The organism is Lentzea aerocolonigenes (assembly GCF_000955955.1).
In the GTDB taxonomy this organism is placed as follows: Bacteria; Actinomycetota; Actinomycetes; order Mycobacteriales; family Pseudonocardiaceae; genus Lentzea; species Lentzea aerocolonigenes_A.
Window position 1 is genome coordinate 1 of sequence record NZ_JYJG01000110.1, and the last position, 21,840, is coordinate 21,840.

Consider the following 21,840-nt stretch of genomic DNA (forward strand, 5'->3'; position numbering starts at 1 on the left):
ATACCGGACGTCCCTGCGGGATCAGCGAGTCGTCGACCGCGCAGAACGATCCCGCGCGGATCGTCAGCAGGTGGTCGTAGATGTCGCCCGCGCCCTCGCCGGCCAGGTTCCAGTACGTGTGGTTGGTCAGGTTCAGCACTGTCGGCGCGTCGGTCTCCGCGCGATAACCGATGGTCAGCCGGTTCCGCGCGTCGAGGTGGTACGTCACCGCGGTCGTGACCCGGCCGGGAAAGCCCTGATCGCCGTCCGGGCTGACGTGGCTGAGCCGGACGCCGACGCCCTCGTCGTCGGAGAACGGGCTCGCCTGCCAGACGTGCGTGTCGAAGCCTTCGGGGCCGCCGTGCAGGCAGTTGGCGTTCTCGTTGGCCTTGACCCGGTACTGCTCGCCGTCGAGTGTGAACGCCGCGCCGCCGATCCGGTTGGCGTACCTGCCGATCAGCGCGCCGAAGAACACCCGGCCGGCGTCCGGGCGGTTGTTGGCCACGTAGCCGTCGAGGTCGCCGAAACCGAGCACGACGTTCGCGAGCGCGCCGTCGCGGTCCGGTGCGTCGATCGACTGGACCACGCCGCCGAGGTCCAGCACCCGCACGGTGATGCCGCCCGGGTTGACCAGCGCGTATCGGTGCACGTCCACGTCACCGACCCTGCCGAAGTGCTCTGTGTCGACCAGCATTCCGCCATGTTAGCGCTAACAGTCGATCTCGAACTCCGGAGTGAGGACGCGGTCGAAGCCGACCTCGCGACGAGGTCCGGTCATCGTGAGGCGTACGGCGGTGTGGATGTCCGCGCTCGACCTGCCCACGTGCAGCTCGACCTCACCGGGGTCGACCTGCCGGTGACCGGCCCGGCCGGTGTAGGCGGTCAGGTCCGCGTGCAGCACGGTGGTGACGGTGCGCGTCTGGCCGGGCTCGAGTTCCACCTTCACCGCGCCGATCAGCTGCCGGACGGGCCGGGCGACCTCGGCCACCGGGTCGTGCAGGTAGATCTGGACGACCTCGCTGGTGCCGCGATCGGTGTCGTTGTGCAGGGTCGTGGCCACTCGGCAGGTGCCGCCGGTCGGCCACTCCTGCGTGTCCGCGGTCACCCGCACCCAGGTGGCGGGGGCGTAGGACAGGCCGTGGCCGAACGGGAACAGCGGCGTCGGGTCGACGGTGCTGACCTCGCTGCGGGCGCCGAGCGCCGCGGTGAGGTAGGTCGACGGCTGGCTCGCGCCTGCACCGGGGAAGCTCACCGGGAGGCGGCCGGACGGGTTGATCCGTCCACTGAGGACTCCGGCCACCGCGGCAGCGCCTTCCTCGCCGGGGTAGAAGCCGCACACGGCCGCGGCGAGCCGATCGATCTGGCGTGACAGCTCGTAGGGCCTGCCGGACAGCAGGACCAGCACGACGGGGGTGCCGGTGGCGAGCAGGGCCTCCAGCAACTCCTCCTGCCTGCCGGGAAGCTGGAGATCGGCGGCGTCGCAGCCCTCCCCGGACGTGCCGCCGCCGAACAGACCGGCCTGGTCGCCGAGCACCGCGACGCAGACCTCCGCGTGCCGGGCGGTCTCGACGGCCTCCGAGATCTCCTCGTCGGTACCTCCGAGGACCGGGCAACCGAGTGCGTACGTGACGTCGTGATCACCGCGCAGGCGGTCCAGCACGGTCGGCACGTCGATGCCCATCGGCACGTCCGGATGGTGCACGCCGACGTGCAGGGGGAACGAGTAGCAACCCATCAGCGCGCCGGGATCGTTGGCCCTCGGGCCGACAACGGCGACCCGCCTGCCGGTCAACGGCAGTACGCCGTCGTTGTGCAGCAACACGATCGAGCGTTCGGCCAGCTCGCCCGCCAGCGCGCGGGACTCCTCGTCGTCGAGGTCGAGGTTCGCGGCGGGGTCGGGGGAGTAGCCCGGGTCCAGCAGCCCCAACTCGCACTTCTGCCGCAGCACGCGTTCCAGCGCGCGGTCCACCAGCGCGCCGTCGACCGAACCGGACTCCACCGCGGCCAGCAGCGGATCGCCGTAACAGTCCACAGTGGGCAGTTCGACGTCGATGCCGGCGATCAGCGCCTGGCCGGCGGAGTCCTCGCGACCGGTGGCGACACCGTGCAGCATGTGCAGGAACGGCACCGCGAAGTAGTCCGCGACCACCGTCCCGGTGAAGCCGTACTCGCCGCGCAGCAGGTCGGTCAGCACCGTGGGATCGGCGGCGACCGGGACACCGTCGACGCCGGAGTAGGAGTTCATCACCGATCGCGCGCCCGCCCGCAGCGCCATCTCGAACGGTGGCAGGATCACGTCGGCCATCTCGCGCGGGCCGATGGACACCGGCGCGAGGTTGCGGCCCGCCCTGGAGGCCGAGTGGCCGGCGAAGTGCTTGAGCGTGGCCACGATCCCCGCCGACTCCAGGCCCGCGACGAACGCGGCGCCGACCGTGCCGACCAGGTGCGGGTCTTCGCCGATGGTCTCCTCGACCCGCCCCCACCGCAGGTCCCGCGTGACGTCGAGGACCGGGGCGAGACCCTGGTGCACGCCGAGGGCGCTCATCGAGCGACCGATGTGGAAAGCCATGCGCCGCACCAGATCCGGCTCGAAGCTCGCTCCCCAGCACAGCGGTGACGGGTACACCGTCGCCTGCCACGCGGCCAGCCCGGTGAGGCATTCCTCGTGCACCACCGCGGGAATCCCGAACCTGCCGCCCTCGATGATCTGCCGCTGGGTGCGGGCGAGGCTGTGCGCGCCCACCTCCGGCGCGATCGGGCGGGTGCCGAAGACGCGGGTGAGCTGACCGATCCCGTGTTGCGGCAACTCGTCGAAGTCCAGCTGTGCCACGAAGTCGTGCTGGTGCGGTGCGACCTCGCCGCCGGAGTCGATGCCGACCCAGACGCCGTACAGCTGCGCGACCTTCTCGCGCGGTGTCATCCGGGCCATCAGGTCCCGCACCCGCTCGGCGACGGGGACGCGGGGGTCGCGCCAGCGCTCGGCCGGCGTGGTGGCTTCGGTCGTCACGGGAACCGCCTGTCTTCGGGGAGGGTCAACGCGCGGGCCGAGCCGCGGACGATCAGCTCGGTGCCGAGCGTGATGTGCGTTTCATCCGGCGACTCGCCGTTGATGAGCCGCACCAGCAACGTGATCGCGCGACGGCCCATCTCCCGGATCGGCTGCTGCACCGTCGTCAGCGGCGGGGTGCACAGAGCCGATTCCGGGATGTTGTCGAAGCCGACCACCGAGACGTCCTCCGGCACCCGCAGACCGAGTTCGAGAGCCGCTTCGATGGTGGCGATGGCCGTGATGTCGTTGGCGGCGAACACAGCCGTCGGTCGATCGGGGCCGGCGAGCAGCTCCCGTGCCGACTCGGCGGCGATGTCGTGGTCGTAGTCACCGCGGCGGATCAGGTTCTCCTCCACGGCGATGCCGGCGGCGGCCAGCGCGCGCCGATAGCCGGTCTCGCGCTGCTGGGCCGACTTCAGGTCCTCGCGTCCGGTGAGCAGCGCGATCCGGCTGTGCCCCAACGAGATCAGGTGCTCGGTCGCGAGCTGCCCGCCGTGCAGGTTGTCGGAGTCGACGGTCGGCAGCGGTGAGCGGCCGGTGTGCGGGTCGACCGCGACGACCGGGGTGCCGGGCAGTCCCTCCAGATCGACCGCGGGCGTGACCAGCACGGCGCCGTCGACCAGGGTGCCGCTGAGTCGCGTGAGGTACCGCTGTTCCCAGCCCTGCGGATCACCGGTGCGTCCGCCGGCCGAGTACACGACCAGCTCGAAACCGGTGCCGCGGATGGCGTCCGCCGCGCCCTTGAGCAGTTCGGTGCTGAACGGCTCGATGTCGGCGACCAGGATTCCGATGACGTTGGTGCGGTGGTTGCGCAGGCTCTGCGCGACCAGGCTCGCCTCGTACCCCAGCTCCTTGATCACGGCCTGCACCCGCGCGAGCGTCTCGGCGGCGACGCCGTAGCGCTGGTTGAGGACCTTGGAGACGGTCGCGACCGAGACGCCGGCTTGAGCCGCGACGTCACGGATGGTGACGCGAGAGCGAGGAGGCACGGGGTCAGGCTAGCCGTGTAAAACGTTATCGACAACGATTGACACGGCGGGATCGAAGCGGAATTCTCACTAGCCGTCGCGCATCGTCGCGCATCGTCACACTCGGCCGACGTCGTCAGGAGTGGACCAATGCGTTCCCCGCACAAGCTGTCCGTCGCTTTAGCCGCCGCGGCGACGCTCATGCTCGCCGCGTGCAGCGGCTCCGGCGGCGATGCCTCAGCCAACGGCCCGGTGACCCTCACCTGGTGGCACAACCGCACGACCGAACCGATGAAGTCGATCTGGCAGGGAATCGCGGACGACTTCCACAAGGCGCACCCGGACGTCTCGTTCACGGTCGAACCGCTGCAGAACGAGCAGTTCCAGACCAAGGTGCCGCTCGCGCTGCAGGGCAACACGCCACCGGACATCTTCCAGCAGTGGGGCGGCGGCTCACTCGTCTCGCAGCTCAGCTCCGGCAAGATCGCCGACATCACGCAGGCGTCGTCGAGCTGGATCGGCCCGCTCGGCCAGGCGGCCCAGGGCTGGCAGTCCGGCGGCAAGCAGTACGGCGTGCCGTACCAGATGCACGCGGTCGGGTTCTGGTACCGCAAGGACCTCTTCGCCACCGCCGGTGTCACCAGTCCACCGTCTACATTGGACGAGCTGAACGCGGCGGTCGCCAAGCTGAAGACCGCGAACCTGGTGCCGATCGCGGTCGGGGGCAAGGACCGCTGGCCGGACGCGTTCTACTTCAACTACTTCGCGATCCGCCAGTGCTCGGTCGACTCGCTGAAGACCGCGGTGGAGAAGAAGGACTTCTCCGACCCGTGCTTCACCAAGGCGGGGGAGAACCTGAAGGCGTTCCTGGACACCAAGCCGTTCCAGGACGGCTTCGTCGGCACCCCGGCCCAGCAGGGCGCTGGCAGCTCGGCGGGCATGCTCGCGAACGGCAAGGCGGCTATGGAGCTGCAGGGCGACTGGAACCCGGACGTGATGCAGTCGCTGTCCGAGGACAAGGACCTGGACTCGAAGATCGGCTGGTTCCCGTTCCCGGCGGTACCGGGCGGGCAGGGCGACCCGAACTCGGTCCTCGGCGGCGGTGACGGCTTCTCCTGCACCACGCGCGCTGCCAAGGCGTGCGCGGACTTCCTCGGCCATCTGGTCAGCGAGGACGTTCAGAAGAAGCTCGCCGCGACGGGGTCCGGCCTGCCCGTGCACCCGGCCGCCGTGGCGTCGCTGAAGACCGAGACGCACAAGAAGATCTCGGAGTACGTGTCGAAGGCGCCGCACCTGCAGTTCTACTTCGACATCGCCATGCCGACCAACGTCGGCCAGGCGCTCAACGACGCGATCGCGAACTTCTTCGCCGGGCAGGGCGGGCCGGACACGATCGTGAAGTCGGTGAGCCAGGCGGCCGCCGGGAACAAGTGATGAGCACCGCGACCAGGTCGCGGCCGTTGACCGCCCCCAGTCCGCACGCGCCCGCGGCTGGGGGCGCCCGGCGGCGGTCCCGCACGCGCACGCGTCTCGAGCTCGCGCTCCTGCTGGGGCCAGGTCTGGTGCTGTTCACCGCGTTCGTGCTGATCCCGATCGGCGTGGCCGCGTACTACAGCCTCTACTCGTGGAACGGTTTCGGCCCGCTGACGGAGTTCGTCGGGCTGGGCAACTACGTCGACGCGTTCTCCGGTGACGTGTTCCAGAGCGCCATCGGGCACAACCTGATCATCGTGGTGCTCTCGATCGTCGTGCAGCTCCCGCTGAGCATCGGCCTCGCGCTGCTGCTCAACCGGAGACTGCGGGGCCGGACGTTCCTGCGGATGGTGGTCTTCGCGCCGTACGTGCTGTCGGAGGCCGTCACCGCGGTGATCTGGCTGCTGATCCTGCAGCCGGGCGGGTTCATCGACGAACTGCTGCGCGGCGCCGGGCTCGGCTTCCTCGTGCGGCAGTGGCTCGCCGACCCGAAGATCGTGCTCTACACGCTGTTCGTCGTGATCACCTGGAAGTACATCGGGTTCGGCGTGATCCTGCTGCTGGCCGGGTTGCAGGGGATTCCGGCCGAGCTGCGGGAGGCCGCCGCGCTCGACGGCGCCTCGGGCTGGCAGGCGACCCGGCACGTCGTGCTTCCCCTGCTGGGGCCGACTATCCGGGTGTGGATCTTCCTGTCGGTGATCGGGTCGCTGCAGCTGTTCGACCTGGTCTGGATCATGACGCTCGGCGGACCGGCCAACGCGTCCGCGACCATGGTGAGCTACCTGACCGACCACGGGTTCAAGCGCTACGAGTTCGGGTTCGGCAGCGCGGTCGCGGTGATCCTCTTCATCATCTGCTTCACCTTCGCGTTGCTGTACCAGCGGTTCGCGTTGCGCCGCGACACCGAGGGTGCGCTGACCAGGGCGGTGAGCTGAGATGGCACGTCGCAACACCGCCGGCTACCTCGCCGCGTTCGCCGTCGTGGGCGTCACGGTCGTGCCGCTGCTGTTCGTGCTGCTGGGCGGGTTCCGGACCACGGCGCAGATCAACTCCGCACCGGCCGGGCTGCCCGGCCCGTGGGTGTGGGACAACTACCGGGACGTGCTGACCTCGCCGGTGTTCTGGCGGCTGCTCGGCAACAGCGCGCTGATCGCGGTGATCGCGTCGACACTCGCGGTCGCGCTCGGCTCGATGGCGGCGTTCGCGTTGTCCCGCTACGCCTTCCGCGGGCGGGAGGCGTTCTACACGCTGTTCACGCTCGGCCTGCTGTTCCCGCTGGGCGTGGCCGCACTGCCGTTGTACCTGTGGCTGCGGCTGCTCGGGCTGCTGGAGAACCCGCTCGGCGTGGCGATTCCGGAGGCGGCGTTCTCGTTGCCGGTCACGATCGTGATCCTGCGGCCGTTCATGCACGCCATCCCCGGCGAGCTGGAGGACGCCGCACTGCTCGACGGCGCGGCCAAGCTCGGGTTCTTCTGGCGGATCCTGCTGCCGCTGTCCCGTCCCGCGCTGATCACGGTCTCCGTGCTCGCGTTCGTCAGCAGCTGGAACTTCTACCTGTTGCCGTTGCTCGTGTTCAACGACTCCACCAACTTCACGCTTCCGCTGGGCGTCGCGATGTTCCAGTCGGAGCACACCCAGGACACCGCGAAGGTGCTCGCCTTCACGGCGCTGTCGATGATTCCGGCGCTCACGTTCTTCGTGCTCGCCGAACGCCGCATGGTCGGTGGCCTCACAGGTTCAGTGAAAGGGTGACCAGCTAAGGAGAGTCACGATGATTTTGCGTGCCCGAATGTGCGTCACCGCGGTGGCGGCCGCGGTGATGGTGCTCGGACAGGTGGCTCCCGCGTCCGCTGCGGGACCGTTGAAGGACATCACCAACAGGTATGTGGGTAGCGCGGTGGCTGCCCAAAACCTGAACGAAGCGGACTTCAAGTCGGTGCTGACGCGCGAGTTCGACAACGTCACGCCGGAGAACGAGATGAAGTGGGCGGTCGTCGAGCCGAACCGCGGCCAGTTCAACTGGTCCGGTGCGGACGCGATCGTGAACTACGCGCAGCAGAACGGGAAGTCGGTGCGCGGGCACACGCTGGTGTGGCACAGCCAGTACCCCGGCTGGCTCAACAACCTCGGTTCGTCCGAGCTGCGCAGCGTCACCCAGCAGCACATCAACACGGAGATGGGCCGGTACCGCGGCCGCATCCGGGCGTGGGACGTCGTCAACGAGATGTTCAACGAGGACGGGTCGCGGCGGCAGTCGATCTTCCAGCAGAAGCTCGGTGACGGCTACGTCGCCGACGCGTTCCGCTGGGCTCGTGCCGCTGATCCGTCGGCCAAGCTCTACATCAACGACTACAACACCGAGGGCATCAACGCCAAGAGCACCGGCTTGTACAACCTGGTGCGCACGTTGAAGCAGCAGGGCGTGCCGATCGACGGCATCGGCATCCAGACGCACCTGGCGACGAAGTACGGGTTCCCGACGAGCTTCCGGCAGAACATGGAGCGGTTCGCCGCTCTGGGGCTCGACATCGCGATCACCGAGGCCGACGTGCGCATTCCGCTGCCTGCGGACTCGGCGAAGCTCGCGACGCAGGCGAGCTACTTCCGGCAGATCTGGGACGCCTGTCACGCCGTCTCGCGCTGCGTCGAGTTCACCACGTGGGGCTTCACCGACCGGCACTCGTGGGTGCCGGGCACGTTCCCCGGTGAGGGCGCGGCTTGCCTGTTCGACTCGAACTTGAGGCCGAAACCCGCTTACACCAGGCTCAACCCGTAGCTGGAGAGTCCACTTGGCACAGTTCTCGAACCCGGTCCTGCCCGGCTCGCACCCCGATCCGTCGGTGTGCCGGGTGGGACCGGACTACTACCTGGTCACGTCCACCTTCGAGTACTTCCCCGGCCTGCCGGTCTACCACAGCCGCGACCTGGTGCACTGGCGGCAGCTCGGCCACGTGCTGGACCGGCCGTCGCAGCTGCCGTTGCAGGGAGTGCGCGCCTCCGGTGGGCTGTACGCGCCGACGATCCGGCACCACTCCGGCGTGTTCTACGTGGTGTGCACGTTGGTTCACGGGACGCGGGAGACCGGCAACTTCGTCGTGACTGCCACCGATCCGGCCGGGCCGTGGTCCGAGCCGACGTGGCTTCCCGAGGCCGAGGGGTTCGATCCGTCGTTGTTCTTCGACGACGACGGGCGGGCGTGGTGGACCGGGACCCGCGAGATCCGCGACGGGCGAACCGAGGTCTACCTGCGCGAGTTCGACCTGGAGACGCTTTCCCCGGCAGGCCCGGACCACGTGGTGTTCCGCGGCGCGATGGCGGAGTCCCGGTGGCTCGAAGCACCGCATCTGTACAAAGTGGATGGACGATATGTGCTGGTGTGTGCCGAGGGTGGCACGGACTTCGAGCACTCCGTGGTGGTGGCGTTCGCTGACGAGGTGACCGGACCGTATCGCGGGTCGCAGCTGAACCCGGTGCTGACCCATCGGCACCTCGGGCGTTCGCATCCGATCGCTGCTGCAGGGCATGCGGACCTCGTGTGCACGCAGAACGGTCAGTGGTACGCGGTGTTGCTGGCGGTGCGCCCGTACGGCGGCTACTACTACAACCTGGGCCGCGAGACGTTTCTCGTGCCTGTCTCGTGGGAGGCAGACGGTCCGGTGTTCAGCCCGGGCACCGGGCGGGTCGAGGTCTCGTACCCCGTTCCGGACCTGCCTCCGCACCCGTGGCCAGAGGAGGATCCGGCGTGGATGTTCGTGCGCACTCCGGAGTCGGACTTCCTGTCGCTCGATTCCGGCCGCGTGCGGCTGCGCCTGCGTCCCGAATCGATCACCGGCCTCGTCAACCCGAGTGCCGTGGTGCGGCGCCAGCAACACCAGTCGTTCCACGTGTCGTGCTCGCTCGACTTCTCGCCCGCGGGGCCGTCCGAGGCCGCTGGGATGGTGCTGCTGCAGAACAACGACCACCACGTGCGGTTGATGCTCGGGGCCGGCCGTGAGGTCACGCTGGTGCGCCGGGTCGGCGGGCAGGACGAGGTGCTCGCCAAGGCCCAGGCCGGCGAGGGTGCGGTCAGGCTCGGTGTGGAGGCACACGGTCAGGAGCACCAGGCGCTGGTCGACGGGCGACCGCTGGGTGCGCCGTTCGACGGCCTGTTCCTCAGCACGCCGGTCACCGGCGGGTTCACCGGAGTCCACATAGGACTCTATGCGACCAGTGACGGCGTGCCGAGCGACTCGTGGGCCGACTTCTCCGGCTTCACCTACCGCGAAGTCCCGCAGGGGTCATCCAGCTGCCACCAGTAGCCGGCGTCGTCGTGAGGTGATGGCTGCCCACCGGCGGCTTCGTACAGCGCCTTCGCGGCGTGGTTGTCCTCGTCGGTGAACAGCCACATCTTCCGGTGCCCTTCGCTGACGGCCTGGTCGCGGAAGGCCGTCAGCAGCGCGCGCCCGATGCCACGTCGCCGCGCCGTCTGATCGACGCCGATCTCGTACAACTGCACCTGCGAGTAGCCGCACACGTGGCGCTGCCGCAGTCCCCACACCCAGCCGAGCACCTTGTGGTCTCCCAGTGCCAGCAACGCGATGGTCGCCGGATCCGTCAGGAACGGAGTGTGGTCACGCACCTCGACGCCGCGGAACTTCCGCACCGCGGCGTCGAGCAGTTCGTGGTCCTCCGCGGTCAGCCGGTGGATGCGCATCCCGCCATCATCCGCCGTGGCTACCGGATGCTGACGGGGATCGCGGGGGAGTAGTACAGCCTGCCGTGCGCGGCCACCCGCACCAGCGTCCACCAGTGCGCACCTCGGCGAGCTGTGGGTGCCGCGGTGGCCGTCACCGGTACGGTGATCTTGCCTGCCGGTGGGATCACGAACGGCTGGGTGCGCGGACCGATGGTGACGTCGTCGTCCCACGTGCCGAACGGGCTGATCACGGTGATCTCGCCGTGCAGTTCGCTCTGGACGCGGTTGTGCAGCGTCACCGGCAGCAGCGCGTGCTCGCTGGGCGCGAGCAGGAGGGCGCCTGCCCTGAGCAGGACGTCGACCAGGTCCCGGTCGGTGCTGGGGCCGGACACCACCTCGATGCTGTCCTCCAGCACCTGGCCGAGGTGGTCGCGGATGCGGGCGGCGTGCAGGTGACGCCCCGGCCTGGCCTTCAGGGTGGCGGTGAACTCGGCGAACTCGCCGGCCGCCAGGTCGTAGTCCCACGACTGACCACCGCTGAACTCCAGGCGACCCTTGGCCGGAGTTCCGCTGCAGCTCACGGTGATCCGCGCTGGGGCTGTGGCACCGGGCGCGAGACGGGTGAAGGACGGGGTGACGTGCACGGAGACCGGCAGGTTGCCGATCGGGGCCGGGCCGGAGTTGTGCCGCCAGTAGCGGGTGTAGACCGGCTGGACGGGTTCGAGCGTTTCGATCGGCGCGACGGGGAGCCGTGACGAAGGCACCAGCCGCAGTGTTGCTACGTCCGCCGCGCCCAGTGAGACCTCGGCCTGTCCGGAGTGGACGGGAAGCGGTTCGATTTCGCGTTCTTCCAGCAGGTCCAGGCGTTGAACCGCTTCGATTCCGCCGTGCAGCGACATCGAAGCGGTTACCGGCGTCCCGGTCGACTCGTACAGCCGCACCGAGAGGTCGGAGCCGTGGTCGTCGGTGCACGACGCGAGAGGGTTGCCGTGGATCTTGGCCGCGGTCAGCAGGACACTGGGCGGTGAGACGGCCAGCAGGCTCAACGAGGCAGGCAGGTCGCCAGGGCTCGACGGCACCTGGCGGGCGTGCAGCGGGTGGTTGACGTCCTGGCTGATGCGGGCGAAACCAGCGCGGCGCCAGTCGCCCGCTCCGGCGACCAGGCTGAGGTCGAAGGTGTGGGACCAGTGCTGGTAGGCGAAGCTGGACCCGTCCGGCACCGTGCGGCGGTCGCCGTCGACCCACACCTCCGCCGGCCAGCCGCTGCACGAACGCATCAACGACACGTGCAGGGTGCCGTCCGGCGACACGACGAACCCCGGGGTGCCGCGGTTGACGACGGCCACCGAGTGGTCGACGGCGGGATCGGTGGTGCCGCCGGACACTTCGACGCAGGCGTCGGCGAGGTCCTCGATCAGCGCCTCGACGTCCATCACGATCAGCACCGGCAGGTCACGCGGTCCGCGCAGGTCGGCGTCCGGCACCCACCGCTGTGCTCGCGAATAGGAGGCGGGCACGAGCACCCGGCCGGTGGCGTCGAGCGTCGCGCGGTACTCGGGCGCGCTGTCGAGCACCGCCGCCGTGAAGTCGTTGTGGCCGACGACGATGCGCACGTCGGGCAGGTTGGAGTCCACGTCGAGCGAGCCGTAGCGCGGCCCGGAAGCGCTGGTGCGGGTGGCGGTGACGCCCTTGGCCACCAACGCGGCCATCAGGTCGCGGGCGTCGTCGGCGATGACCTCCGCGACCCCGATGGCGTGCAGAACACCGTCGGGCAGCCGAAGCCGAACTGGTGCGGAGAGCCCGGCCCAGGTGTGCGCGGGGCTGTCCAGCGTCCACAGGTGCGTGGCCGCGTCGACGTCCGGGAAGCCGAACGAACGGCCCACCGCGGCGAACCCGACCTCGGCCACGGGCAGCGCGCCGGGCAGGTCGAACGCGAACCGGCTGCGCAACAAGCGGTCCTGGCCGATCGAACCGTCCACGAAGGACCGGACGTCGACCCGTGGCAACCCGTGCCACAGCGTGACCTGCTGCCTGATCCGCAGTTCGCCGAGCGAGCAGGAGCTGATGAGACGCTCGCCGACGGGGCTCGTCTCCGAGCGCACCACGGCCGGACCAGCGGTCACCCCTGGGCCCTTGGGCAGCAGATGCCACGGCCCCTCACCCCACACCGGATGCCCGGGATGTTCCTCCTGCACGAGCATTTCAGCCGCGAGACGACCAGGTCGTAGCAGTTCGCGCTCAGCCGCCACGTCGTACACGCGGGACAACGCACCGCCGCGCTCCGGATCGGCCTCGACCACGAACGCCTCGGACTCGATCGTCACACCGGGCTGTGGCATCCAGTAGGGCGGGACCTGGTAATCGTCGACCACCCGGAACACCCGGTAGCCGCAGGCGGGAACCTGCCGTGCCACGAACGTCAGCGTCAGTTCGAGCGTGTCGTCCGGATGCTTGATCACCGCCTCGGTGACCGCGGCGACCTCGACGCCATCGGCGTCCAGCACGCGCGCACCCTTGAAACCGGGCAGACGGAGTTCCACGGTCGCGACCGCATCACGGGCGAAGGCCAGCGAGTTGACGACGATCACCGCCTCGCCCACGCCGGAGGTGTCGGCGCAGGCGGCCAGGTGCGAGATCGCGTCGCCGAGAACCGCACGACCGAGCTCGTCGGCTTCCCGCCAGCCCGTCAGCAGATCGAGGTACACCTGGTCCGACTCGGTACCGGTGATCGCGTCGTGGTGCGCGCCGTAGACAAGTTGCCGCCAGGCCTTGTCCAGCGCGAACGCCGGATAGCCCGCGCCGAGCAACGTCGACAGCGCCGCCATCCGCTCACCGTCGAGCACCGCCACCTCGGCCGCGCGCTGCGCCTGCTTGGTGTCGATGTACGAGACGTCCTTGCCGGTGTAGACGGGATTCATGTCCCTGGTCTGCGGGCTGAACTTCACCGAACGCTCAGAGGCGTCGGCACGCACCGCGGCGAAGAAGTCACGAGGCAGGCCGACGACGAACCGCGGCCAGACATAGCGTGCGTTCCACGCGCGATGGATCTCCGTGCAGAACCGCGACGGCACGTTGTGGTCGTGCCCGACCGGCAGCAGCACGTTCCGGGTGGCCGCGACCGAACGCAACGAGGTGAACTGCCGGTACGCCTCCGCCATCGCCTCGTCCAAAGTGGACTTGCGCTCGATGTCCCACCCGGCCACGTAGTGATCGGCGAGGTAGGCCGTCAGCACCCCGCGCCCGCTCGGCGAGATCCACTCGAACTCGGAGGGGAACTGCATCCGCGTGATGTCACCGGTGTGCCGCTTGGCCCCCACGTGATGCCACGGCCCGCGCGCCCACACGCTCGACGTGAGCCCCGCATCCGCCATCAGCCCGGGATAGGAGGGATCGTGCCCGAACACGTCGAGCATCCACGCGGACTGCGGATCGGCACCAAGCACGTCCCGTTGGAACCCGACGCCGTAGACCGCGTTGCGCACGGTCGACTCCGGATGGGTCAGGTTCGTGTTGGCCTCGTTGTAGTTGCCGCCGACGATCTCGATCCGGCCTTCGCGCAGGAACCGCCGCAAATCGTGCCGGTCATGGGGGAACGCGTCCCAGTGCGGCTTGAGGTAGTCCACCTCGGCGAGCACGAACCGGTAGTCCTCATCCGTCCTGGCGGCGTCGAGATGAGCGCGCACCAGGTCGAACGCCGAGAGCTGGAACGGCATCCGCTTCGCCTGCGCGCCCGGCAGGTCGAGCCAGGTCTCGGTGAAGCCCGCCTGCGTGTTCCACCACACCGGGTCGTAGTGGAAGTGCGACACCATCCACATCGTCCACCCGGTCTCCGCGGCGGTCACCGTGACGTCCCAGGCGTGCGGTGGCGCACCGCTGACCGGCGCGACGAGCACGGTCGCCGGGTAGGCCGTGCCCGCGGTGGTCGGCGCGGAGAAGACCACGCCGACCTCGGCCACGACCTCGTCCGGACCTGCCGCCACGCGCACCGGTTCCGGTGTGCGCACAAGAGGCCCGGTGATCCGCACCCACGCCTGCTCGGACCGCGGCACCGAGACGGTGACGCGAACCAGCTGGCGCGGTGCGGAAGCCAGGCCGACGAACAGATCCGTGCTCTCGACGGACACCCCAGGATCAGTTGGCACGGTGTTACTTGGCCCCTTGCAATGCTGCCTCGGCGTCGCGGAAGTACTGCGCGACCGCGTCGGGGATCGACATCTTGCCGAACGCGACCTGCTTCGCCGCCGAGTCCAGCGCCGTCTTCGCGTCGTTGTAACCAGGAGGCGCCGTCGGGGCGTTCGGCAGCCCGTCCTTCGCCACCTCGTCGGCGACGTACTGCGCGTACGTCACATCGCGCTTGTCGGATGCCGTCAACGTCGGCGTCAACGTCTCCAAGGCCTTGCCCGACGGCGGGATTCCGCGCGACATGCCCATCGCCTTGATCGCGTCGACGTCGCTGATGAACAGGTCGATGACCTTGGCGGCGGCTTCCGGGTTCTTGCTCTTGGCCGGGATGCACAGGAGCACACCGCCGCTGAGGGCCTGTCCGGTCTTGCCGTTGCTGCCGCGCGGCACCACCACGATGTCGAGCGCGTGCTGGGTCAGCGGCGCCATCTGCGCGAGGCCCCACCCCGTGGTCATCGCGATCTGACCGGAGATCAACGGGTGGTTGCCCGTCGCGGAGTCGGTGTTGGACAGCATCTCGGGCGGGCAGATCGCACCGGCCTTGCGCAGCTTGTCCCACAGCGCGAACCACTCGGCGAGATCGTCCTTGGTGAACCCGAGCTTGCCGTCGCCGGTGTAGAGGTCCTTGCCCCGCTGGCGAAGCCACGGCTGCAATGCGCCGGAGTCGTCCTTGGAAGCGTCCAGCGCGCCGTACTTGCCCTGCCCCATCGCCTTCGACATCTCACCGGCGATGCGGCCGAAGTCGTCCCACGTCCACGTGTCGGCGGGGACGGGGATCTTCGCCTGCTCGAAGACGGTCTTGTCGTAGAGCACCGGCGCGTAACCGGACCCGGACGGCACGCCGTAGGTCTTGCCGTCCACCACGCCCGCCCCGCGCACCGCCGAGTAGAGCGTGTCGAGGTGGATCGTGTTCGGGATGAACGATCCCAGGTCGGTCAGCACGCCCTTGGCCGCGTAGGTGCTGACCAGCGCGGTGTCCATCTGGAAGAGGTCGGGCGGGTTGCCGCCGGCGAACTCGGTGTTCAGCTTGTTGAAGTACCCGTCGTACCCGGAGAACTGGGGGTCGACCTTGGTGCCGTTCTTCTGCGTGAAGATCTGCAGAGCGCTCTGGTACGCCTTGTTGCGCGCTTCACCACCCCACCAGCGGAACGTCAGCGAGTTGTTCGCCGCGCCACCGCTGTTGGTCGGCGCGAACCCGCAGCCGGCCACCGACGCGGCGGCGAGACCACCGGCAAGGCCGAAGAGGCCTCTCCTGGAGATGGACATGTGTCTCCCTTTCTTGGCGGTGAAAGGCGTTACTTGATGCCGGTGGTCGCGACGCCCTCGACCAGACGGCGTTGCGAGACGATGAAGACGGCGACGGTGGGGACGAGGGTGACGACGGACATCGCGAGCATTCCGCCGTAGCTGGACCCGCTGGCCCGGTCGACGAACGCGTTGAGCCCGAGCGGTGCGGTGTAGCGCGAGTGGTCCGACAGGTAGACCAGCTGGCGCAGGAAGTCGTTGAACGTCCAGATGAACGTCAGGATCGTCGTGGTGAGCAGCGCCGGCCGCAGCAGCGGCAGGATGATGCTGAAGAACACCCGCACGTGCCCGGCGCCGTCCAGCGCCGCCGCCTCGTCCAGCTCGCGCGGGATGCCGCGGATGAACTGCACCATCAGGAAGATGAAGAAGGCGTCGGTGGCCAGCAGGTAGGGCACCACCAGCGGCAGGAACGTGTTGATCCAGTTCAGCTGGTAGAAGATCGTGTACTGGGGGATCAGGGTCGCCTGGAACGGCAGCATCATCGTGCCGAGCATCACCGCGAACCAGAACCTCTTGAACGCGAAGTCCAGGCGCGCGAACGCATACGCCGCCACCGAGCAGGACGCCACGTTCGCGACCACCGTGCAGAGTGAGACCGTCAGCGAGTTGGCCAGGTAGACGGTGAACGAGTTGCCCGTCGCCGTCCAGCCGTTGATGTAGTTGGCGATCGTGAAGGCGAACGGGAACGGGTTCATCGTGCTGAAGATCTGGTTCTCCGGCTTGAACGACGCGCCGACCAGCCAGACCATCGGGTAGATCATCGCCACGAGCACGACGATCAGCACGGCGTGCGCCCGCCAGTGCACCTGCTTCTTCTCAGTCCGCATAGTTCACCCACTTGCGGGCCGACCAGAAGTAGATCGCCGTGAAGAGGCCGATCACGGCGAACAACACCCACGCCATCGCGGAGGCGTAGCCCATCTGCATGCTGCCGAATCCCTTGAGGTACAGATAAAGCGTGTACAGGAGGGTCGAGTCGATCGGGCCGCCGAGGCCGTTCGAGATGACGTAGGCCGGCGTGAAGGTCTGGAACGCGTTGATCGTCTCCAGCACGAGGTTGAAGAAGACCATCGGGGACAGCAGCGGCAGCGTGATCTTGAAGAACACGGTGAACCGCCCGGCGCCGTCGATGGCCGCGGCCTCGTACAGGTCCTGCGGCAGCTGCTTGAGCCCGGCCAGGAAGATGAGCATCGGCGTGCCGAACTGCCAGCCGGACAACAAGACCAGCGTCCACAGCGCGTAACGCGGGTCACCGATCCAGTCCGAGCCCTGGATGCCGAACAGTCCCAGGAACTGGTTCACCAGCCCGTCGCGGGAGAAGATCTGCCGCCACATCACCGACACCGCGACGCTCGCGCCCAGCAGCGACGGCAGGTAGAACGTCGCCCGGTAGAAGCCGAGCGCCTTCAATCCGCGGTTGAGCGCGACGGCGACCAGCAGCGCGGCGGCGAGCTTGAGCGGGACCGAGGTCACCACGTAGAGCAGCGTCACCTTGATCGACTGCAGGTACCGCTCGTCGGAGAACAGCCGGACGTAGTTGTCGAAGCCGATCCACTGTGGAGCGGTGAGCAGGTTGAACTTGGTCAGCGACAGGTACAGCGAGTACACCATCGGGATCAGCGTGAACGCGAACAGGCCGATCAGCCAGGGCGCGAGGAAACCGTAACCCGCGAGGTTGTGCTTGTGTCGCTTGCCTTTGCGTCGCACGGGCGGCGCCGCTTCCTCCGGGACAGGAGGGTCGAGCACGGCAACGCCGCTGTTCTCCGACATGTGCTTCTCCTGGGACGTCATCACTGGCCCTTGGGGCCTAGGCCGTGTCCTGTAAGTCTGTTCGATGAGAGTCACGGTCGAGACTGTCGCGGACGAGACTTACAGGACACGGCCTAGTTGCCGATGCCACGCACGGCGCAGATCCAGTGGTCCGTCCCAGGGAGCTGGAAAGCGCTTTCCGGGACTGTAGGAACCGGTTACCCACCTGTCAAGAACATCTTCTGGAAACCTTGTTCTCCAACGATTGAGTCGAATTTGCGTCTTGACTCCGACCGGGTGAACAAGTTTACGTTTAAACCAACTAGGCGGGTCCCAGCCGCGCCGCACACGAGAACGACGGGGAGGAGCTGCACTCCGGCCACGCACGCCCACCACTGCTGACGATCTTGGGCGAGCGCCCCGCGAGGAGTACCGATGACCGCCGCCGCGGTGTATCTGCCGAGCCAGCACGCGAGCGTGCACGACCTGCCCGACGACGACGAAGAGCTGCGGATGGTGCTCGCCAGGGCGGTGTCCGCGGTGATCGCGCGCCAGCGTCCCGACGGCAACCTCGAAGATCCGGCCGCTGACGATGACATCGGTGACATGGCGCTCGGCGTGGTGTCGTTGCTGTGCCTGGCATGGCACCGCGGTGACCGGCGGGACCCCGAGATCGTCGAATGCGTTCGACGCGGGCTGGACTTCGTGCTTGCCGAAAGGGTCTTCCGCACCGACAATCCCGGCGAGCCGTTCCTGCTCGTGCGCGACAGCGGTCTGCCGTACGCGCGCTACGTGCTCGAAGCCGGCGAGCACCCCTTCGGCGACTGGCCGAGCACGGTGTGGGCGTTGCTGCACGCGGTGAACGTGCTGGAGTTCGGCCGCGAGGTGATCACCGGGGAGCAGTGGACCGCGCTCGCCGAGGTGGCGACGGGGTTCTGGCGCTGGCTCACCGAGGCGAGCATGTTCAACCCGCAGCAGACGGCGAACCAGGCGATCGGCGCCGTGGTGGCCGGTTTGACGCTCGGGCGGTTGTTGTCCGAGAAGTCCATCGTGGACGTCGCGATGTTCCTGTACCACAGCGAGGTCAGGGCCAGCCGCGTCGTCGACCGCGAGCTGCGGCTGCCGGTCGAGCACGGCGCCGGGCACGACCAGAACTACCTGCCGATCTCGCTCACCTTCCTGGCGCGGGCCTACCAGGTGAGCGGCGAGAAGTGCTTCCTCGACGACGGCGAGGAGATCGCCCGGCACCTCGAGACCCGGCTGTCGGCGCGCGGTTTCGACTACGGCGGGCCCCGCTACAGCGAACAGCACTCCGGTTGTGAAGGCATGCTCGGGCTGCGGTTCTTCAGCGGTCGCATCCAGGCTGAGCTGGGGCGTTACCTCGGCGACCGGAGGGTGGCCTATTTCTGCGCCAGTACGCCCGGCCTGCCGAGCGGGCACTTCGCCTTCGCCACCGTGTGGTCCTTCCTCGACGACAGCCGGTGGTACCGCGAGCAGTCCGACGGCCCTGTGCACACCCGCTATTCGTTGCGGCACGGGAAGGTCTCCGTGTCGCTCACCGGCGCGTCGACCCCGTACCTGATCGACGCCGGTGGGACCGCGGTGATCGAGTCGATCGTGGACCACCAGCACGGCATCGGGCCGTTGGTGCGTTACGCCGACGGCCGCAGAACGCTGCTGACCCGGCCGCTCGGCCCGGCCCGTGTGCGCGACGTGGCCGCGGACGGACTGGGCGCCAAGCTGGTGACCAAGGCCGTGGTGACCTGGGACCAGGTCATGCACTCCGTGCAGCAGCTGTACGTCACCGACGGCGAAGGCCTGTTCGTGGTCGCGGTGCTCGACCGTGCCGCGGTGCCCCTCGACGCGGAGCTGACCTTCCTCGCCGGACTCCCTTATGCGACAGCGGAAGGCTCGCGGCAACGTCGCATCCGGACGGTCGGCGAGCCGGGCGGCGTGTCGTTCGATCTCGGCGACTCGTGGCGGGCGTTCGACACCGGGGGAGTGCTGCTCGCGGGCGGCCTCGCGCTGACCTCGGCCGCCGGCCTGCGGGTGGAGAACCCGCCGGACGGCCCCGCGTACTTCAACAACCCGCGCACCGCGGGCATGACCCAGGAACAGCTGTCCTTCTGGCTCGGCGACGACCCCAGGGGTTACGGCAACCCGGACGCGGGCTGGCACCGGGTGATCGCGACCAACCACGTGCTGGCCGACCCGATCGCCACCACGCCGCACGGGCGAGCCGTGTTCGTCCTCTGCTACGGACCGCACCCCGTCGCGCTCGAGGTCGCTGCCGAGGAGGTGCCGGACGGCGTGCGCGTGCGCACCCCGTTCTTCACGGCGGTGGTCGGCCACCCGGCCGGTGACGTGGGCGGCGAACCCGTCCTGCGCCTTGCCGCACCGTGAACTGTTAACGCTCACATCACCTCAACTTCGAGTACGGTCGCGTCTCGTTGCGTATTGTGCACCAAAATCCCCGCGTCGCCACACGCGTCCTTGAAGGACCATTGGGAGCGCTAACATGACCACCACCGCAGCCGCGACTTCTGGCGGGTTCGACCGCAGAGCCCTGTTGCGTCGTTCGGCGATGCTGTCCGCGGGCCTGCTGCTCGGCCCGGCCGCCCTGGACCGGGCCCTCGAAGCGGCCGCCGCCGAACTGCCCACGGGCGCGGCGCCGTTCGTCGACTCCTACCGCACCAATGTGACGGCCAACCGGACACCGGAGACCAACGCCGCCGTCCGCGCCCTGTCCGGGATGCAGGACCTCTGGCGCACCGGCGGCAGCTGGGACACCGGAGTCGTGCTCAACCGGAACGTGCTCAGGGCCAACGTCCGCCACGTCGCGCGGATCACCAGGGCGCGGACCGCCGATCAGGCCAAGCGAGCGTTCATCGTGGACCGTCAGCACCAGAGCTACAGCGCGATCGGCGGCCTCGGCCCGCTGGCCGAGCTGTACAAAGCGGGAGCTAAGGCCGTCACCGGCATCACCTCGGCACCGGACGGCACACCGCCGTCCACTGTGGACGACAAGCTGCCGCCGGACGCCCCGGCCGGCTCGGCACTCGGCGCGGGCTCGCAGGACTCCGAGCTCGGCCAGGTGGTGCTGCTGGTCAACACCCTGCGCGGGAACTTCGCCTCCGGCAACCCGTCCAAGTACGCCTACCAGTACCCGCGGCCGTGGCGGATGACCCCGGACAGCACGGTGGTGCCGACCGGTCAGACCGACCAGTTCGGCTTCCCGGTCTACCGCTCGGACGTCGTGGTCGCCCCGCAGTTGTTGCGCCAGCGCAACCTCAGTCCTGCCGACGACGCGGGCTACCCGAGCGGCCACACCAACGCGTTGCACCTCGCCTGCCTGGCGCTGGCCTACGCGATCCCCGAACGGTTCCAGGAGCTGGTGACCAGGGCGTTCGACACCGCCGACACCAGGATCGTGGCGGGCATGCACTCGCCGGTGGACGTGATCAGCGGCCGGATCCTCGCGACCGCGCTGGCCGCCGCGACGCTCGCGGACCCGCAGAACGCCACGCTCAAAGCCGCCGCCCGGACCCAGGCGAACGAGTTCTTCCGCCAGCACGTGGGCGTCGACCTGTTCGAGTACGCGCACTCCGCGGGCATCTCCGCCGACCCGTACGCCGACCGCGAGGCCAATGCCCGGCTGGTGGAGCCGTTGCTGACCTACGGGCTGCCCAGGATCGGCCACCGGGTGGCGATGACCGTGCCCAAGGGCGCGGAAGTGCTGCTGGAAACCCGTCTGCCGTACCTCTCGGCGAACCAGCGGCGTGAAGTCCTGCGCTCGACCGCGCTCCCGTCCGGGCACGCGCTGCTCGACGGCCCTGAGCAGTGGGGCAGGCTCAACCTCTTCGCCGCCGCCGACGGTTTCGGCGCGTTCGACGCCGACGTGCGCGTCGACATGGACGCGAACCGCGGCGGCTTCCACACGGCCGACACCTGGCACAACGCGATCGGCGGCCGCGGCGGGCTGGTGAAGATGGGTACCGGCACGCTGACGTTGGCCGGCACCAACGACTACACCGGCACCACCCGCGTCGAAGGCGGCACACTGGTCGCCGCATCACCGTCCGCGCTGGGCAGGGGAGATGTCGACCTGCGTGGCGGCACGCTGCGTCTCGAGACCGCGGTCCGGGTGCGGAACTACCGGCAGGCCTCCGGAACCACCCTGGCGGTGACAGTGCGGCGCGGAGGCTGCGCGGTGCTGTCCGCCGCACACCCGATCAGGCTGGCGACCGGCTGCGCGCTGGAGATCACGCTGGAGGACGTGCACGCCGGCGCGGTCGTGCCGGTGCTCACCGCACCAGGTCTGCTCGGCCGGTTCGCCGGCATCACCGTGGCAGGGGGAGAGCGCCGGGTCGAGCCCAGGTACAGCCCGGCCGGCCTCTCGGTGCGCGTCCTGGCCTAGTGTCCTGATCCGCTGGCACTCCTGGCGTATGCAAGTACCACCA

General features: G+C 68.9%; 15 protein-coding genes. 7 read left to right on the plus strand and 8 right to left on the minus strand.

The window, feature by feature from the left end; genetic code table 11:
• The 3 genes from UK23_RS17155 to UK23_RS17165 all read right to left on the minus strand — a co-directional run.
• Positions 1–673: aldose epimerase family protein (locus tag UK23_RS17155; protein WP_045312550.1), on the minus strand; the 673-nt coding region annotated here is incomplete at its 3' end.
• Positions 674–688: 15 nt separating this feature from the next.
• Positions 689–2,986 (minus strand): beta-glucosidase family protein, encoded by a 2,298-nt coding sequence (locus UK23_RS17160; RefSeq protein WP_045312551.1) that lies wholly within the window; start codon positions 2,984–2,986, stop codon positions 689–691.
• Positions 2,983–4,017: a LacI family DNA-binding transcriptional regulator gene (locus tag UK23_RS17165; protein WP_045312552.1), complete on the minus strand. Its 1,035-nt coding sequence runs from the start codon at positions 4,015–4,017 to the stop codon at positions 2,983–2,985. The genes UK23_RS17160 and UK23_RS17165 overlap by 4 nt, the downstream gene beginning before the upstream one ends.
• A gap of 129 nt (positions 4,018–4,146) precedes the next feature.
• Between UK23_RS17165 and UK23_RS17170 the strand changes: the two genes are divergently transcribed.
• The 5 genes from UK23_RS17170 to UK23_RS17190 are packed head-to-tail and all read left to right on the plus strand — an operon-like array spanning position 4,147 to position 9,767.
• Positions 4,147–5,430, plus strand: coding sequence for an ABC transporter substrate-binding protein (locus UK23_RS17170; RefSeq protein ID WP_045312553.1), 1,284 nt, complete (start codon positions 4,147–4,149; stop codon positions 5,428–5,430).
• Complete coding sequence (locus UK23_RS17175) at positions 5,430–6,404, plus strand: carbohydrate ABC transporter permease (protein WP_045312554.1); 975 nt, start codon at positions 5,430–5,432, stop codon at positions 6,402–6,404. The genes UK23_RS17170 and UK23_RS17175 overlap by 1 nt, the downstream gene beginning before the upstream one ends.
• 1 nt (position 6,405) lies before the next feature.
• On the plus strand, positions 6,406–7,221 hold the full coding sequence (locus tag UK23_RS17180) for a carbohydrate ABC transporter permease (RefSeq protein WP_045312555.1): 816 nt from the start codon (positions 6,406–6,408) through the stop codon (positions 7,219–7,221).
• 19 nt (positions 7,222–7,240) lie between these two features.
• Positions 7,241–8,245 carry an endo-1,4-beta-xylanase gene (locus UK23_RS17185; protein WP_082114728.1) on the plus strand — a complete coding sequence of 335 codons (1,005 nt, stop codon included), beginning with the start codon at positions 7,241–7,243 and terminating at the stop codon, positions 8,243–8,245.
• A gap of 13 nt (positions 8,246–8,258) precedes the next feature.
• Entirely contained in the window at positions 8,259–9,767 is a 1,509-nt protein-coding gene (locus UK23_RS17190; protein WP_045312557.1) for a glycoside hydrolase family 43 protein, read from the plus strand.
• Here the strand turns inward: UK23_RS17190 and UK23_RS17195 are convergent.
• From UK23_RS17195 to UK23_RS17215, 5 genes are read right to left on the minus strand one after another with little or no spacing between them, the layout of a single operon-like run.
• Entirely contained in the window at positions 9,725–10,162 is a 438-nt protein-coding gene (locus UK23_RS17195) for a GNAT family N-acetyltransferase (RefSeq protein WP_052684746.1), read from the minus strand. The two genes, UK23_RS17190 and UK23_RS17195, sit on opposite strands and share 43 nt — an antisense overlap.
• Before the next feature lie 20 nt (positions 10,163–10,182).
• On the minus strand, positions 10,183–14,286 hold the full coding sequence (locus UK23_RS17200) for a glycosyl hydrolase-related protein (RefSeq protein ID WP_196777775.1): 4,104 nt from the start codon (positions 14,284–14,286) through the stop codon (positions 10,183–10,185).
• 4 nt (positions 14,287–14,290) lie between these two features.
• Complete coding sequence (locus UK23_RS17205) at positions 14,291–15,592, minus strand: ABC transporter substrate-binding protein (protein ID WP_045312559.1); 1,302 nt, start codon at positions 15,590–15,592, stop codon at positions 14,291–14,293.
• Between the two features lie 29 nt (positions 15,593–15,621).
• Entirely contained in the window at positions 15,622–16,458 is an 837-nt protein-coding gene (locus UK23_RS17210) for a carbohydrate ABC transporter permease (RefSeq protein WP_045312560.1), read from the minus strand.
• Positions 16,448–17,422 (minus strand): carbohydrate ABC transporter permease, encoded by a 975-nt coding sequence (locus UK23_RS17215; protein WP_231114533.1) that lies wholly within the window; start codon positions 17,420–17,422, stop codon positions 16,448–16,450. Before UK23_RS17215 ends, UK23_RS17210 begins: the two co-directional genes overlap by 11 nt.
• Positions 17,423–17,815: 393 nt before the next feature.
• Between UK23_RS17215 and UK23_RS17220 the strand changes: the two genes are divergently transcribed.
• Positions 17,816–19,783 carry a hypothetical protein gene (locus tag UK23_RS17220; RefSeq protein ID WP_052684747.1) on the plus strand — a complete coding sequence of 656 codons (1,968 nt, stop codon included), beginning with the start codon at positions 17,816–17,818 and terminating at the stop codon, positions 19,781–19,783.
• A 115-nt stretch (positions 19,784–19,898) separates the two neighbouring features.
• Entirely contained in the window at positions 19,899–21,797 is a 1,899-nt protein-coding gene (locus UK23_RS17225) for a phosphatase PAP2 family protein (RefSeq protein ID WP_045312561.1), read from the plus strand.
• Positions 21,798–21,840 lie beyond the last annotated feature (43 nt).